Genomic DNA, 14,757 nt, shown 5'->3' on the forward strand with positions numbered 1-14,757 from the left:
TAAAGCCATTTGTCAAAAAGGTATATTAGCTGCATCAACGAGACGAAATATCGGCAAGTAAAAGATGGCTCACCTCCTGTTCCGGGTATCCAATCGAGATATGTACTAGATCACCGTAACCTTGGACAAATTGGCATCGAAGCCTTTGAGTGCGGCAAAGGTCAGCTTATCCATCGTCGCCCCGTCAAAACAAACGGTTTTGATCGCGCGGTAATATTTCTTGGTCAACATAGATCCTTGGAAAGATACATTCTTGAGCGTCGCGCCCTTGAATGAAACTTCTTTCAATCCAGCTTTATCGAACTTGACGCCGACGAAGATTTGACCATCGAAGCGCTGCCCTGTCAGATCGGAGGACGTGAAGTCCACCCCGTCGAAAACACAGTTTTCAAAAACGGTTTTGGTGAGAGGCGTCATCGTCAGGTTGACGTCAGTCAGATGAACGCCTGTGAATTTTGCTCCGGCCAGCCATGATTTGCTGAAGTTCGTACGCACGAGGATGGATTTATTGAAGCTTGCATTCGCAAGGTCCAGGGTGGATAAGTTGCAGTCAGTCAGATTGGCGCCGTCGAAACGGGCTTCTCTCACGTCGCTGTTCTTAAAAGAACTGCCGGTCAAGTCCGCGTTCGTAAAGTCGGAGCCCCGGAGCGCACTTGCTGTAAAATTACCCTGATGGGCGGTAACACCCGCAAAGTCGCTATCCTTCAAGTTGCTCGCACTGAGGTTCGTCAGCACCTTCCGCTCGAGCGACCGGGAGAGGTTTGCCACCTCCAGTACGGTTTGTTCAATGTCGCCGATGCTGTCGATGGTCATTTCAAATGCCGTTTCATCGTCCTTCCCCTCGGCTTTCAATTCACGGAACCGCTCCTGTAAATCGGAGTGCAGGTCCGCCTTTAATTCGCTGACGCTCTTCACCCCGTCGTACGGTGCAAAAACCCCATTCAGATAGTTCGTCAATTTCTCGTTCATCCCATCGACTCCCCTTATAACAAGTTTTCAAGCACACGCTTGGCGTACTCCCAGTTGCTTTTGTTGCGCTCGTACGTTTCCTTGCCCTTCTCGGTAATTCGAAAATATTTGCGCCGTCCGCCCTGCGATTCATCGCCCCAATACCACTCGATATCTCCGTCCCCTTCAAGCCTCCGGACGCTGGAATACATCGTGGCTTCCTTTAGTTCGTACTCACCTCCCGAACGTTCGGCAATCAGCTTGACAATTTCATAACCGTAGCGGTCCGCTTCGGATAATAATCGTAAAATCATCGTGTCGGTATGGCCTCGCAGCAGGTCGGATGTGATTTTGTTGTCACTCATACAATCACCTCCATATCTGCATAATACAATACACTACTGTGACTGTCAAGGTAATTAATTTATTAAAACACTCCCGATCAAAGTATTTGGTTTACATAATTAAATTATGGTTAACCAAGGTTGTTTTACTAAACGAGTGTGACATAAGCCTATATCTTTAAAACACAAAAAGCCGCAACAATGCGGCTATGATGAGTCCACTGAACAACTCCAACTTGGAAATCAGTGACCTGGTTTCAAGTCCGAGTCTACCCCTCCCCTTGCTGCCACTGGATCCATCCGCCAGGGAACAGCTGAAGTCCATACTTGCTGACATTCAAACCATTGAAGGATCTTGATTGAAGGTTATCATGTATCCGCTTGAACCGGGATATATACAGTCATTTTTAAGTCGGGGCAATCGGCAACCGTAAGCGACTGGTGCTCGAACGCAAGTTCACCGAGCCTTGGGTGATTGAACCTTTTTAGTCCCAGCGGGATACCGAGCACTTCATGATGATCCCACCATTGATTGAACATTTCGCTCGTCTTCTTGAGCAGATCAACCAACTCTTCGAATGAAGGATCGCCAATATGCTGTCCGTAGCTGGTCCGAAATTGGGCCAAGAGGCTCTGGGCTACATGCGGCCAGTCCGGAAGCAAATCGGGGTAATCGGGACGGGCAAACATTCGCCACAAACTGTTTCTTTCCAGAACGTTCATTCGGTTAAAGTCGCCAAACAGCTCGCAAGCCGCATGATTCCAAGCAAGCGTGTCCCATCTGGGTCCTCTTATGTAAGCGGGAAAAGGCTCTAGTTTATCCAGCATACGCTGCAGGGACGGATCCATGTGAATGTCGGACATCCAATCCGTGGCGGGCGGACGGTGTTCCGCAAGCGTATACAAATGCAGCAGCTCATACCGGTTCAATTGGAGCGCTTTGCCCAAACTGTCAAGAACCTGTGCAGAAGGCCGGACGTCCCGCCCCTGTTCCAGCCACGTATACCAAATGTTGCTGACCCCGGCGATGTCCGCCACTTCTTCACGACGAAGACCCTTGGTCCGCCGATGCGGTGCGCTTTGGATACCAAGGTCAGTCGGGGATATACGCGTTCGGCGCGATTTCAAGAATGCCCCTAACTCTTTGCGGCGTTTCAAATCTTCGTCCATTCTCTTCCCTCCGCTCTATCTACATATGAAATCATTTTTCACGTGCATTCTTGCTAGGTATTATTTTTTATAATCGTATAAACGGTATTCTTACGAAAAAACCTTTTTCATCTAGGATAGGGATATATCTTGTTGGAGAAAGGTGATTGAAATGACCAAATCAAATGGAGGGCGCATTGATTCTCGCAGATGGTGGGCTTTGGCGGTGGTGTTGGCAGCAACATTTATGGCTTTGCTTGATTCTTTTATCGTTAACGTTGCGATTCCTTCCATCCAATCCGATTTACGGGCAAGCGCCTCAGACATTCAGTTTATTTTAGCGGGCTATACGCTGGCTTATGCCGTTCTGCTGATTACCGGGAGCCGGCTCGGCGATATGTTTGGGCGAAAACGTTTGTTCCTTATGGGGATGTCGGGATTCGTAGTCGCCTCGGCACTATGCGGCGCGGCTCCCTCCGCGTTGTACCTGATCCTGTTTCGCGTGCTTCAGGGCATAACTGCGGCGGCCATGATGCCGCAAGTGCTTGCTATGATCCAAGTGAGTTTTCCCGAGCATGAAAAAGCGAAAGCCATCAGCTTATATGGTGCGACCATCGGCATCGCCACCGTATCCGGGCAGCTGCTCGGAGGTTACCTCATCAGCCAAAATCTGTTTGGCTTGGGATGGCGTTCCGTGTTTCTTGTGAACGTTCCGATTGGTGCAGCTGCGTTACTGGCCGGAATCCCGCTGCTTCAAGAGTCGCGCAACCCTTCAGCCAAACGGCTTGATCTGGCAGGCGTAATCATTTTAACGGCAAGCCTGCTGGCGCTAGCATTTCCTCTTGTTCAAGGCCGTGAGGCTGGATGGCCCGTATGGTCGTTCATCTTGCTTGCCTGCTTTCCGGTAGGTTTGACAATGTTTATTATATATGAGCGCAAAATGCTTGAAAATGGAAAATCGCCACTGCTCTCCCCTTCACTTTTCCGGGATCGTTCCTTTAGCCTTGGCATATCGCTCATACTCGTCTTTTATGCGATCGCTTCGGCATTGTTCTTTACGTTGGCCGTTATGCTCCAGCAGGGATTCGGCTATTCTGCTTTAACGTCGGGGTTAACTTATTTGCCCTTGGGAATCGGCTTCTTCCTCGCTTCACTGGCATCACCTAAGCTCGTGAGCAGGTTCGGACCGGCTGTTCTGTTAGTCGGAGCTATAATTACGGCAGGCGGCATTGGTTACACTTTGGAAATTGTCCATCATCACGGCGGTCATCTGGTTTGGATGGCGCTTTGGCCGAGCTTGTTCGTAATTGGCATTGGGCAAGGCACCTGCGCGGCGCCGCTCATCGGAACCATCCTGTCCAAGGTCCGTCAGGAGAATATCGGGGCGGCATCCGGAGTTTTGACGACTGCGACCCAGCTCAGCACCGCGTTAGGCGTATGTTTTGTCGGAATCTTCTTCTATCGTGCTTTGGATATTCCAGCCATGCCTGACGCGCACGCCCGTTACGCACACGCCTTTACCATCGGGCTGGAATTTGTTTTAATCTTGTCGGTAATCTATGCGTTTCTGCTCATCTTCCTGATGAAAGCAGGACAGCATCGGCAGCCCGAAAAAGCTGTCCGTGCTTCGGAGCAAAGGGGTTGATCCGCATGACCAGCTACCTGAATCAAATCCGTTTTAATGATATCCCTGTATCAAATCTGGAGTATTCGCTTGAATGGTATCAATCCTTTCTCGGATTTGATGTTCAATATAAAAATGACGATATCGGAATATTACGTTTGGAGCGCGGTCCAGGATTAATTCTTACCAGATCTGATAACAGGTCATCCAATGGAAAAATAAACATGGAAGGAAAAGCTGTTCCTATGATCGGACTTGAGACTCATCAAATCGATAAGCTCTATCGCTTTCTGCGTGCAAAAGGCGTTCCGGTTACACCCATCCGCAATGAAAACATTGGCCGCTTCTTTGGATTTATTGACCCTGATGGACATATGTACTCTGTCCTGAAATGTAATCTATAAAAGCTAGTAGGCGCATAAAGCCCGACTAACATTAGGTTAATCGGGTTTTTATATTACTGTCCTCCCCTGCCTCTTCAAAGCACCTATGGTAAAAAAAACGAAAAAGCCGCAGGTGCGCAGCTTCTGTAAGTGGGCTTTCTTGTCGTCTTACACGAAATGGCTGACGCACCCGTTTTATCGTTTCATCAGTGCAAATGCAAACGAATGGCCCCAGCCTTCTTTTATAGCGAGATGGATCCATAACCATGCCAACTCCTCGAGCTGCCGAGAAATATGCAGCTTGCCGGCACTTACTGCATCGAATCCAATTTCCCTGGCCAATTTGATAGCCGTTTCGACCGCTTCTTGTTCGTCCCCCGCTGCAAACATCAGCGTTTTTGAGGTTTGATAATGAGGATGAATCATATTGTCTGCACCGGTTTGATTAAAACATTTTACGACGCGTGCCCCATTCGCCCATATGGCGATTTGTTCTGCTCCCGAATGGCCCTGTTCAAAATCCAGTCCACTAAAATCAAGTTTGATTGGGTTTGTGCAGTCTATTAAAATCTTCCCATCCCAGTCAGGGATCAATTCCACCGTTTCCTTTACTGCTTGCCAAGGTACAGCCAATAAAGTCACCGTGGTGTCCTTTACTGCTTTTTCTATGTTGGTAAGCTGCGTGTTTCCTGATTCGCGCAAATCCTGGTAGCGGGTGTTCTCAGGGTTGCGAACACCGTAAACTACGTGATGTCCTGCAACCTGAAATGCATTTCCTAACGCTCTTCCCACATTCCCTGCCCCAATGACACCAATATTCATCACTCAAACCTCCCTGTTAATCATGCGATAATGTTTCATCTCTAAGATCGCACTGAAATAAGGTTTAACCAATGCAAAAAATTTTTGAAAATCCGGACTCGTCCGGAATCCCTCCATGTGTCCCTCTACGGAGTCCCACTCGATTCTGACGATAAAGTGATTGGGTTCCTCAACACCTCGGATCACTTCGTAAGATAAGCAATGCTCCGAATTTTTGAGAAAAGCCCCTGCCTCCTTATACGCCTGTATAAAATGCTCTGATGACTCTGGTGGGATATGATAACGAATGATTTCAACTACCATATAAGAATGCTCCTCCTTTGTAAATTTTTTCTATAAAAGAATAATACGGGAGCATTAAATATCTTACAATAAGGCACATTTTTGTTCGTTACTCTTATCAGCTGCTTACGGTTCGTCGAATACATGCATGTCTCTTACTTGCAAGTCGTATTCCCGGCTGCGCCTTTTCCCCCACTCACACATCAGCTCAAGAATCGGCTCGATGCTTTTACCGTACTCGGTAAGCGAATATTCCACTTTCCTTAGACGTTCATCATAAACGGATCTCTGAATGAGCCCATCCTGCTCCAACTCCTTCAGTTGAAGGGTCAGAATCCGCTGCGTAATGTTTGGCATCTTATGCTGAAGCTGGCTGTAACGCAGAGTTTGCTTGGACAAATAACGTAGAATTACAGTCTTCCATTTCCCCCCTACAACATCTAATGTTACTTCTACTGGGCAGTTATATATTTTGGTCATAATGCGGTTCTCCTAACAGCAGATTTTTTTCATTAATACCATATTTTAACATGAAACCTCTTAGACTAGTTGGTAATGAGGACGATACACTCGGGCAAGAAGCGGGTATGACATCGGTGAGCGGTTCTTGGATGCCTTTCCTATCATGCAGCTGATGCCCGGAAATTAGGGGAATCCGAAATGAGGTTGTATTGTCTCAGTGAATGGGAAGAAAGCAAGCTTTACACGGAAATGGAGAAGGCAGCGTTAGAGCTTACAGAGCATATAACGTTGCTGCCCTCGCTTAAAGTGCCGGATGCTGTATATCATAAGGTCAGGAAGTACTTTTCGGAAACTCAGTACATCCATCTGACGATGTTAATCATGATGATCAATAGTTGGAACCGACTGTCGATGGCGATGGGATTCCATCCGGAAGAAGAATGAGTCAAAAGAAAACGGCTATTCCAGGTATGAGTATTGTCCGTAAGGGGCGGTGCTCATTTTTTTATTACATGGGATCCTCGGATTTAAGGGTGATCAGCTTTTATTCATTTGGGGTGGAACCCCATTTTTCTCCCCATTGGCGCATTTGAAAAAGTACTTCCCTATACTCCCTGCCTTTTTCCGTCAAAGAGTACTCGACGCTAATAGGATTTGTTGGGTAAACCTGACGATTTACGATTTTATAATGTTCTAAATGCCGCAGGATATCGGTTAAAGATTTGATGCTGATGGTGCTCAAATTTCGGCGCAGCTGATTAAAGCGCTGAGGTCCATAATACAATTGAGAGATTACCAGGAAAGCCCATTTGCTGCCTATCACTTGTAACGCTTCGTTAACCGCGGATAGGCATTTTTGTTCATCACTTGGGTTCAAGCAATCACTTCCTCACAAATTACTTACTATTCGTAAGTATAACTCAACAAAGTGTCTCCTTACAAAGAAATAATATATGATTTACACTTTCAATTAGTTATTCCATTACCTTGAAGGAGGAAGCATATGACTACACTTCAGAAGACGATTTTGGTTCTAGGAGCTACAGGCCAGCAAGGGGGTGCGGTAGCGTCACATCTGCTTGCTGATGGCTGGCAGGTGCGTGCTTTCACCCGTGATCCTTCAAGTAAGGCAGCCCAAACCCTTGCTCAAGCGGGTGCTCAATTGTTCCGGGGGGATTTGGGAGATCGCGCATCGCTGGATGCTGCCATGCAAGGAGTACACGGAATCTTCAGTGTTCAACCACCTACATGGGAGCCAAGCGATGCAAGAACGGCCGAAGAAATTCGTTGGGGTAAAAATGCAGCCGATGCGGCGAAAAATGCCGGGGTTCAGCATTTCGTTTATTCATCGAATAGCGGTGCTGACTTACAGTCCCGCTTTCGTTATTTTGCCAAGTGGGAAACTGAACAATACATTAAGACGCTTGGCCTTCCTGTAACGATCTTGCGCCCGTCGGGATTTATGGAAAGTTACGCCAGTCCGTTTTATGGTATTCAGCATGGGACTTTGGCTGAAGCCACCAATCCGGACGTGCCTGTACATTGCATAGCTGTGGATGACATCGGTGCATTCGTCAAGCTGGCCTTCAAACATCCCGGCAAATTTCTGGGCAAGACGATCGAAATTGCCGGTGATGCACCGACTCCGCCTAGCATTGCCGCAGCCATCACTCGTGCGACAGGCCGCCCGATAAGCTATGTCCAAATTCCTATTGAAACGATACGTCAGCACAACGAAACATTGGCCCGGATCTATGAATGGTTAAACGGAGACGGCTACGAAGTCGATTTCCCAACATTGCGCAGCCTACACCCTGGTCTCATGGATTTTGACACTTGGCTGGAGAAGAAAGGGAAAGCGATGTTCGAAGTGCTTTTTCAAACGAACCAAACAAATTAAAGTTTATCATCCTGAAGTCTAACAGCCGCATTTAACGGAACGGGACGGCGTCCTGTCCCATCAACGGTGAACGCTCTAACAATTTCCTGACAATCCAGCCGTCGTCCCAAGTTCCTTCCTTCAGGTGCCTGCATGCATTCTCAATCAGCCCCGCCCACCACATGGGTGTGATCAGTTCCCACTCCTCAAGCTCAAGAGGTGATACTTCATCATACCCATAAATGACCTCGTCGTACTTTCCCCGCCAAGAAAGAGCAAAGTCGCCTACTCGATGATCCCAGTGAGCAAGCTCAAAATCGAGTATGCCGGAGAGCTTCCCATCCTGGAATCGCAGGTTCCAGGGTGTAAAATCCCCGTGGATCACGATCCCGGGTCTGGAATGAAGTTTCAGCTCCTCCACCCGCCTGCGGGCACGCTCCAAATGCCACCGCAGAATTCGTATTTCCTCAGGGAACAGCTTTTCATTTCGTGACAGCAATCGATCTAACTCGGAGTCAAATAGAATCTCTTCGCACCGCCGCCAATCCTTACGCTGACCGATTCCACCGAGTTTGCCAAGGTCTGAGTGAAACTGAGCCATAAGCCGCCCCCTTGCACGCTGTTCGGCTGCCCGGTTGTCGACAGATGGCGGTTCACCGTAAAGATAAGGGAACACCCCCCCAGATATACCCATCCATCTCGAACGGCCCTTCAATAACAGCTGCCACAGGCCATCCAAGCTCAGCTATGCTTTTAAGCAATTTCACCTCATAATCGATCTCATCCAAATGAGTTTCTTTGTACCAGCGCCGTAATACAAGGTGGTCGTTCTTGAAATTTACCAGCCAATGCTGGTTGAGTCTCCCACCCAATGGAGAGGCCACTTTAATATTAAACTGTTCAAAAAGCTTATCCAATGGCAGCGCCAAATCCGCACGATCGCTCACTTCTACTCCCCCTTCTATACTGATGTCATCCTACATGACATTCCGCTTGCCGAATATTTTGAATACTGAAAGCAAATAATGTGGCTTAAGAATAGGCTTGCAGAAAAAATTGGCAGGTGAACAGGTTGCAGCACATTATCTTCATTTGTGTCGATACGTTAATGAGTCAGTCGATTGATAAGGGAATCGAGCAAAACAAACTTCCAACTTTTCAGTTCTTGATGGAACATGGTCAATACTACAGGAATGTCGTTACCTCATTCCCCACCATGTCCGTGTCGATTGACTGCACTCTGCTGACGGGAACGTATCCGGATGAACATCGTGTACCGGGACTGGTCTGGTACTCAGCACAAGACAAAAAAGTCATTAATTATGGCAGCGGATTTTGGGAAATCTACAGGAACGGAATCAACCAATATTTGAATGATGCCTTAATCCGTATGAACGGCGACCACCTGAATCCGCAAATACCGACCATTTATGAAGAATTGGACCGTATGGGGTTACAATCGGGGTCCGTTAATGGTTTGATCTATCGGGGAAGCGCGGATCACCAGCTGAATTTTCCTTTTTGGCTTCATATGCCGACAGCATTACCTAAAAATATCACGGTCAAAGGTCCGGATTTGTTTGCCTATGGAGCATTTTCAAATCCGCTGAAAAGCGTGAAAAGTTTGCCGGTGGGCCCCATCGGTAAGTTCGGCTTTAACAATGAATATGCGCTCCAAATGGTGACGCATCTTATTCAAAACGAGCAATTGCCTGATTTTCTATATGTCTATTTCCCCGATCTGGACCAAAAAATACATAAAAAAGGGCCGTCGAATTTGGATGGCGTGATCCGCACCGATCACCAATTGAAGACCTTGCTGCAGGCATTTGGTTCACCGGAAGAGGCTCTGAAAAAAGCCGTAATCATCATTATGGGGGATAACGGAATGGCTCACGTCCACCCGAAAAATCGCCAACCGGTAATTGATTTAGGGCAAATCTTGAACGGATACCGCATTTTACGGCAGGGAGGCACTGTCACGGACCAGACCGAGCTTATTCTTGCCATCAATGATAGAATGGCTTATCTGTATAAGCTAACCTCACAATATTCTTTTGAGCAAATATCAGAGGTATTGAAGGCTGACCCGAGAATCGATATATTGGCATGGAAAGATGATGATTGGATTCGCGTTGTTCGATCAGGATCATCCAAGAAATTCGCCTATCGGTCACAAGGAGACTTGGTTGATCCCTATCGTCAATCATGGACATTGGCCGAAGATCCCGAAGTGCTTGATTTACAAATCAATACCCAAAAGAACACGGTGGACTATGGACATTATCCCGATGTTCTCCGGCGATTGTCCGCTGCCTTACATTCACATCATGGGGAGTACATGGTCGTAACCGCAAAGCCGGGATATGAATTGAAGTACGGCAGTTCACCCACCCATATAGGGGGCGCAGGGCACGGGGGTATAAGTCAAGCGGAGTCGCTCGTTCCTCTAATTATTGCCGGATCAGACCATAAACCGGAGTCACTGCGGGTCGTCGATTTAAAATCTTATTTTCTTCAACTTTTAAAGGATTGAGTTGATTATAACATTGCTCTGCCCCTGGGTGACTGGTCTGATTTCATAGAGACATGATCAAAAATAGCGATAGCCGGGCTATACATGTCCCGGTTTTTTACGTTCTTATTTCTCGGTCTCTCCAACCCTTGAGGTGATGCAGATGAAAGGTTATAATTTGATTACCATTTTTTAGAAAGCGGTGAGAAGATGGAGATTACCTGTGAGCTGGTACGCCGATTAGTCGATAGCCAATTTCCGGAATGGGCGAATTTAGAGATAAAGCCTGTAGAAAAAAGCGGCCACGATAACCGTACCTTCCGGCTGGGCAGTGAAATGACCGTCCGTTTACCAAGCCATGAACGCTACGCCTCGGCTGTTGAAAAAGAACTGACCTGGCTTCCCGTTTTCAAGCCGCTTCTTTCCGTCCCCATTCCGGTTCCGGTTGCAAAAGGAGCGCCCACGGACGAATATCCACTTCCCTGGTCCGTTAACCGTTGGATTGAAGGCGACACGGTCACGCACAACAACATAGCCGATCACAACCAATTTGCCGAAGACCTCGCCCGTTTTTTACAAGAGTTGGAGGCGATCGACGCAAGCCGCGGCGTCCCGGCAGGGGTCCAGAACTTTCATCGAGGGGGAAATCTTGCGGTATATGATGATGAGACAAGAACGATCATCGAAAAGCTATCCGGTCAATACGATCACAAGCTGCTAACGGAAATATGGGAGCTTGCCCTTGCAACAAGATACCAATCAGAACCGCTATGGCTGCATGGTGATGTTGCCGTAGGCAATTTGCTGGTGAGGGATGGACGACTGTGCGGCGTTATTGATTTCGGAACGATGGGCGTAGGCGATCCTTCGAGCGACCTTGTGATGGCCTGGAACTTTTTTGATGAAGCCAGCCGCGACCTATTCCTGAAACGGATGGATTTTGATGAGGACACCATTCATCGCGCTCGCGGCTGGGCCCTCTGGAAAGGGCTCATCACCTATGATTGGAATGAAAAGGGCTCGGAAGCTGCTGATTGGGGAAAGCATGTGGTGGACACCATCGTCCAGGACTACAAGCGGCTGTAAGGAAGGCACCTTATGCCTCTAGACGAGCCCTTTTAGCCATAAGATACGTTCCCCCACGATTCATCTTAACCAGACCAGTTCTCGTCTGTCGATAAAGACGAGAACTGGTTTTTTTGTTAAATGAATCGTTCCGCGAACTACACGGCATGAATAGGGGAATTTGCAAGTACTTCCCCTGCCGTTTCTATAAAAGATTCTATAATTGGTGAAAGCCACTTGTCTTTATGCCAGGACATCTGGGTATACACGTGCAGATCCGGAATTTCCCATGGAAGAGCAACAAGGTCGCCCCGTTCAACTTCAGCTTCCGTTACGATTTCAGGAAGAAAGGCAATACCGATTCCCGAAACGGCGCATTGTTTAATAGCTTCAGCACTTTGAAACTCTAGATACGTAATACTATCTATCCCCTCTTTCTCAAATGACCGGTCGAACATGGTTCTGTAAGGACAACCCTTTTCATTCGTCAGGAACACTTCTCCGTGAAAATCTTCCAGCTGCAGCAGATTTCTTTTGGCGAGAGGATGGTCAGGAGCAGCAAAAAGGCGGAACCTCTCTTCCACCAACGGCTCCACGGCAAGTCCGCTCGAGCGAATGGGTTCGTCCAGCATAAAGACGACGTCGGCAGTTCCCTCAAATAGTGCTTGCTTGAGCTCTAGATTTGGAACGGAGCGGAAGATCAGACGAACCCCCGGATGCTGCGAGCGAAATCGTTGAAAGACAGCTGGGAGCCGATAGGCGCACACGACCTCATTGGCACTGATCGTCAGGGTGCCGGTTAAATCTTCATTGTCATGAACGGCACCGCGAGCTTCGTCCAGCTTGTCCAGAACACCTTGAATGTGAGTTAAAAAGCGTTTCCCCGCCGTCGTGAGAACAAGCTGCTTGCCCAAGCGGTCAAAGAGACGAACCCCAAGCTCATCTTCCAATGCTTTTATTTGCATCGTGACGTTGGAGGGGACGTAGTTTAGCACTTCCGCAGCCCGACTGAAATTCAATGTGGATGCAACCGTACGGAACGTATTCAGCTGGCGCAATTCCATCACACGCTCCCCTTTCATTTTCAAAAATATTGAACACTGCTTTGAATTCTATTCACTTTTATTGAGAGTAACACAGAACTATACTGACAACAAGCAATACAATCTATTGGTTTCATTTTGAAAGGAGCAAACGATGTGATGGATTATGAAATTTTTGATTTGGGTGACGTAACCTTGCAATCGGGAGTAACGTTACCGAGCGCATTTCTTGCTTATAAGACTTATGGCCGATTGAATGAGAAAAAAGATAATGTCATCGTCTATCCAACGGCTTTTGGCGACCAGCATGTTCAAAATGAATGGTTGATCGGCAGCGGCATGGCACTGGATCCGCGAGAATATTTCATCATCGTTCCCAATCTGCTGGGCAACGGATTATCCTCCTCTCCCAGTAACACGCCTCCGCCTTTCGACCGGGCGAATTTTCCGCAAGTAACTATCTATGACAACGTTACATTCCAGCATCGGCTGGTGACCGAAAAATTCGGCATTGAGAAGATTGCTCTCGTTGTCGGTTGGTCCATGGGAGGCATTCAAGCCTTCCAATGGGGGGCAAGCTATCCCGACATGGTGGAACGAATCGCACCTTTCGCCGGAGTTGCAAAGACTTGGCCCCAAACGTATGTGGTCCTCGGCGGAATGAAAGCCGCGCTCATGGCTGCAGTCCGATTCGATTCCAGTAAACTTGACGTGTTGACTTCTGCTGACATGCGCGCCGTTGGCCATGTCTATGCAGGATGGGGCGTATCTCAAGCCTTTTACAGAGAGGAAATTTATCGTGAGATGGGATTCAGCTCTTTGGCAGATTTTATGGCTGGCGTCTGGGAAGATAGCTTTATGAAGATGGATCCGCACAACGTGCTGGCCATGTTATGGACCGGCCAACATGCGGATATCAGTGCAAACCCCGCTTATAACGGGGATTTCGATAAGGCGCTGGGAAGCATTAAGGCACATGCCTGCATCATGCCGGGAAGTACGGATCTCTTCTGTCCGGCGGACGATAATGAATATGAGGCTAAGCTTATACCTCATGCGGTTTTTAAACCGATCGAGTCGATCTGGGGCCATTTTGCCGGCCGCGGAATCAATCCTCCAGATAATCAATTTATTGATGACAACCTAAAACGCCTGTTGGCGATTCGCGTAAATGAATAGATCATTGAGCTCATAACACCTAACTTAACAAACCCTAGTTATAGTAACAACAGCAGCCGATCAGTTGGATCGGCTGCTGTTGTGTTATGCTGCGCTATAGTTTCCGTTCGTTGAACGAGCTGCCATTGGAATTTTCTGAATATATACAGTCAAGAAACTCGATGGAAACGCGTTCTGCTTCGTTCCTTGGCACAATTTCCGAACCTTGGCGCAGACGCTGATACATCTTGATCGTATTTTTTAACGCATGATAGCAGCTTTCAAAGCTATGGATAGGGATCGTTCCTTGTAATTCCTCCATTTCCTTGAGGGCATACTTTTCGAGCTTTCGGACTCCTCTCGGGGAACGACCGTTGTGGATGAGTACCAATGGTCCTAACACTGTATTCCGCATAAATGTTATCGTATCGATCACTTCGAAAAATTCGCCTCTCCCTAATTTTGCAGCACAGTAATGAACCCATACCCAGAAGCGATCTTCGATCCATTGAGGCTGAGGGGAGGGGAAAGATGCACTTGTATTATTGAGTTTTGTTGAAATTCCACTACCTCTCTCCCAAAGAATCAGTGGGTTCTCGACCCGGGATTCGAGCTCTTCCAAATGAACAAATTTTAAATCGACATGGAGAGGGGCTGGTCCATATAAACAAATAAGCAATCGGGGTTCCCCAACATGCTCGCCTGTGAATGCAGAAAGTAAATGACCAAGCCTTTCGGCAAATTGGATGCGTTGTTCCATGATCTCTTTTTGAAAAGCATCGTCGTAGACGATAATTAAATCCAGATCACTATACTCATCCATTTCTCCATGCATCATAGATCCGCCCGCGAGCAGGCCCATAAAACGTTGATCTTTGCTTACATGTTCAATTGCTTGTTTAATGAATCGATCGTGTAAAGGTAACTTCATTCCAAGCACCCCTTAATTTGTGACCCATAAAATGGGTATTATTACAAAATAACATTTGCAAAGATTAATCGTCAACTGTATGCCGTTGTCAAGGATGCGGGCGTTAAAAGTATGAGTATTTTGTTGCCTTCAGGGGGCTCGATTTGCGCTTG

18 protein-coding genes and 1 pseudogene are annotated in these 14,757 nt (G+C 47.5%); 8 read left to right on the forward strand and 11 right to left on the reverse strand.

The features are described from left to right. Positions 1–105 precede the first annotated feature (105 nt). Together ABIE48_RS16820 and ABIE48_RS16825 are read right to left on the reverse strand one after the other, a co-directional pair. On the reverse strand, positions 106–969 hold the full coding sequence (locus ABIE48_RS16820; RefSeq protein WP_076164696.1) for a pentapeptide repeat-containing protein: 864 nt from the start codon (positions 967–969) through the stop codon (positions 106–108). Positions 970–983: 14 nt separating this feature from the next. After that, positions 984–1,313 carry a PadR family transcriptional regulator gene (locus tag ABIE48_RS16825; protein WP_076164694.1) on the reverse strand — a complete coding sequence of 110 codons (330 nt, stop codon included), beginning with the start codon at positions 1,311–1,313 and terminating at the stop codon, positions 984–986. Positions 1,314–1,531: 218 nt separating this feature from the next. On the opposite strand from ABIE48_RS16825, the pseudogene ABIE48_RS34480 reads away from it, so the two are divergent. After that, a pseudogene (locus ABIE48_RS34480) lies at positions 1,532–1,651 on the forward strand (dihydrodipicolinate synthase family protein); the annotation flags it as partial. A 10-nt stretch (positions 1,652–1,661) separates the two neighbouring features. Here ABIE48_RS34480 and ABIE48_RS16830 read toward each other — a convergent pair. After that, positions 1,662–2,462, reverse strand: a complete 801-nt coding sequence (locus ABIE48_RS16830) for a helix-turn-helix transcriptional regulator (RefSeq protein ID WP_192713846.1) — start codon at positions 2,460–2,462, stop codon at positions 1,662–1,664. 151 nt (positions 2,463–2,613) lie between these two features. On the opposite strand from ABIE48_RS16830, the gene ABIE48_RS16835 reads away from it, so the two are divergent. Together ABIE48_RS16835 and ABIE48_RS16840 are read left to right on the forward strand one after the other, a co-directional pair. Next, positions 2,614–4,086 (forward strand): MFS transporter, encoded by a 1,473-nt coding sequence (locus ABIE48_RS16835; protein ID WP_192713845.1) that lies wholly within the window; start codon positions 2,614–2,616, stop codon positions 4,084–4,086. A gap of 5 nt (positions 4,087–4,091) precedes the next feature. Beyond that, positions 4,092–4,469 (forward strand): VOC family protein, encoded by a 378-nt coding sequence (locus ABIE48_RS16840; RefSeq protein ID WP_145018354.1) that lies wholly within the window; start codon positions 4,092–4,094, stop codon positions 4,467–4,469. 174 nt (positions 4,470–4,643) lie between these two features. Here the strand turns inward: ABIE48_RS16840 and ABIE48_RS16845 are convergent, their stop codons facing one another. The 3 genes from ABIE48_RS16845 to ABIE48_RS16855 form a co-directional block, all read right to left on the reverse strand. Further along, complete coding sequence (locus ABIE48_RS16845) at positions 4,644–5,270, reverse strand: NADPH-dependent F420 reductase (protein ID WP_192713844.1); 627 nt, start codon at positions 5,268–5,270, stop codon at positions 4,644–4,646. Between the two features lie 3 nt (positions 5,271–5,273). Further along, positions 5,274–5,573 (reverse strand): antibiotic biosynthesis monooxygenase family protein, encoded by a 300-nt coding sequence (locus ABIE48_RS16850; protein WP_192713843.1) that lies wholly within the window; start codon positions 5,571–5,573, stop codon positions 5,274–5,276. A 105-nt stretch (positions 5,574–5,678) separates the two neighbouring features. Further along, complete coding sequence (locus tag ABIE48_RS16855; RefSeq protein ID WP_145018320.1) at positions 5,679–6,032, reverse strand: winged helix-turn-helix transcriptional regulator; 354 nt, start codon at positions 6,030–6,032, stop codon at positions 5,679–5,681. 180 nt (positions 6,033–6,212) lie between these two features. On the opposite strand from ABIE48_RS16855, the gene ABIE48_RS16860 reads away from it, so the two are divergent. Next, entirely contained in the window at positions 6,213–6,458 is a 246-nt protein-coding gene (locus ABIE48_RS16860; RefSeq protein WP_192713842.1) for a carboxymuconolactone decarboxylase family protein, read from the forward strand. Between the two features lie 100 nt (positions 6,459–6,558). Here ABIE48_RS16860 and ABIE48_RS16865 read toward each other — a convergent pair whose 3' ends face one another. Beyond that, positions 6,559–6,891 (reverse strand): winged helix-turn-helix transcriptional regulator, encoded by a 333-nt coding sequence (locus ABIE48_RS16865; protein WP_105442613.1) that lies wholly within the window; start codon positions 6,889–6,891, stop codon positions 6,559–6,561. 126 nt (positions 6,892–7,017) lie between these two features. On the opposite strand from ABIE48_RS16865, the gene ABIE48_RS16870 reads away from it, so the two are divergent. Further along, positions 7,018–7,914, forward strand: a complete 897-nt coding sequence (locus tag ABIE48_RS16870) for an NmrA/HSCARG family protein (RefSeq protein ID WP_192713841.1) — start codon at positions 7,018–7,020, stop codon at positions 7,912–7,914. A 31-nt stretch (positions 7,915–7,945) separates the two neighbouring features. On the opposite strand, the gene ABIE48_RS16875 is transcribed toward ABIE48_RS16870, so the two are convergent. Next, positions 7,946–8,587, reverse strand: a complete 642-nt coding sequence (locus ABIE48_RS16875) for a phosphotransferase enzyme family protein (protein WP_192713840.1) — start codon at positions 8,585–8,587, stop codon at positions 7,946–7,948. After that, on the reverse strand, positions 8,547–8,840 hold the full coding sequence (locus tag ABIE48_RS16880; protein WP_192713839.1) for a protein kinase family protein: 294 nt from the start codon (positions 8,838–8,840) through the stop codon (positions 8,547–8,549). Before ABIE48_RS16880 ends, ABIE48_RS16875 begins: the two co-directional genes overlap by 41 nt. A gap of 125 nt (positions 8,841–8,965) precedes the next feature. On the opposite strand from ABIE48_RS16880, the gene ABIE48_RS16885 reads away from it, so the two are divergent. Together ABIE48_RS16885 and ABIE48_RS16890 are read left to right on the forward strand one after the other, a co-directional pair. Continuing rightward, positions 8,966–10,429: an alkaline phosphatase family protein gene (locus tag ABIE48_RS16885; protein WP_260869121.1), complete on the forward strand. Its 1,464-nt coding sequence runs from the start codon at positions 8,966–8,968 to the stop codon at positions 10,427–10,429. Positions 10,430–10,618: 189 nt separating this feature from the next. Then, the gene (locus ABIE48_RS16890) at positions 10,619–11,494 is read left to right on the forward strand and encodes an aminoglycoside phosphotransferase family protein (RefSeq protein WP_192713838.1); all 876 of its coding nucleotides are present in this window, start codon (positions 10,619–10,621) and stop codon (positions 11,492–11,494) included. A 137-nt stretch (positions 11,495–11,631) separates the two neighbouring features. Here ABIE48_RS16890 and ABIE48_RS16895 read toward each other — a convergent pair whose 3' ends face one another. Further along, on the reverse strand, positions 11,632–12,537 hold the full coding sequence (locus tag ABIE48_RS16895) for a LysR family transcriptional regulator (RefSeq protein WP_116230145.1): 906 nt from the start codon (positions 12,535–12,537) through the stop codon (positions 11,632–11,634). Between the two features lie 138 nt (positions 12,538–12,675). Here ABIE48_RS16895 and ABIE48_RS16900 point away from each other — a divergent pair, with 138 nt between their 5' ends. Next, positions 12,676–13,695 (forward strand): alpha/beta fold hydrolase, encoded by a 1,020-nt coding sequence (locus ABIE48_RS16900; RefSeq protein ID WP_192713837.1) that lies wholly within the window; start codon positions 12,676–12,678, stop codon positions 13,693–13,695. Positions 13,696–13,789: 94 nt separating this feature from the next. Here ABIE48_RS16900 and ABIE48_RS16905 read toward each other — a convergent pair whose 3' ends face one another. Beyond that, the gene (locus ABIE48_RS16905) at positions 13,790–14,605 is read right to left on the reverse strand and encodes a nucleotidyltransferase family protein (protein ID WP_145018302.1); all 816 of its coding nucleotides are present in this window, start codon (positions 14,603–14,605) and stop codon (positions 13,790–13,792) included. Between the last annotated feature and the right edge of the window lie 152 nt (positions 14,606–14,757).

The organism is Paenibacillus sp. OAE614, from assembly GCF_040546645.1.
Lineage (GTDB): Bacteria > Bacillota > Bacilli > Paenibacillales > Paenibacillaceae > Paenibacillus_AQ > Paenibacillus_AQ favisporus.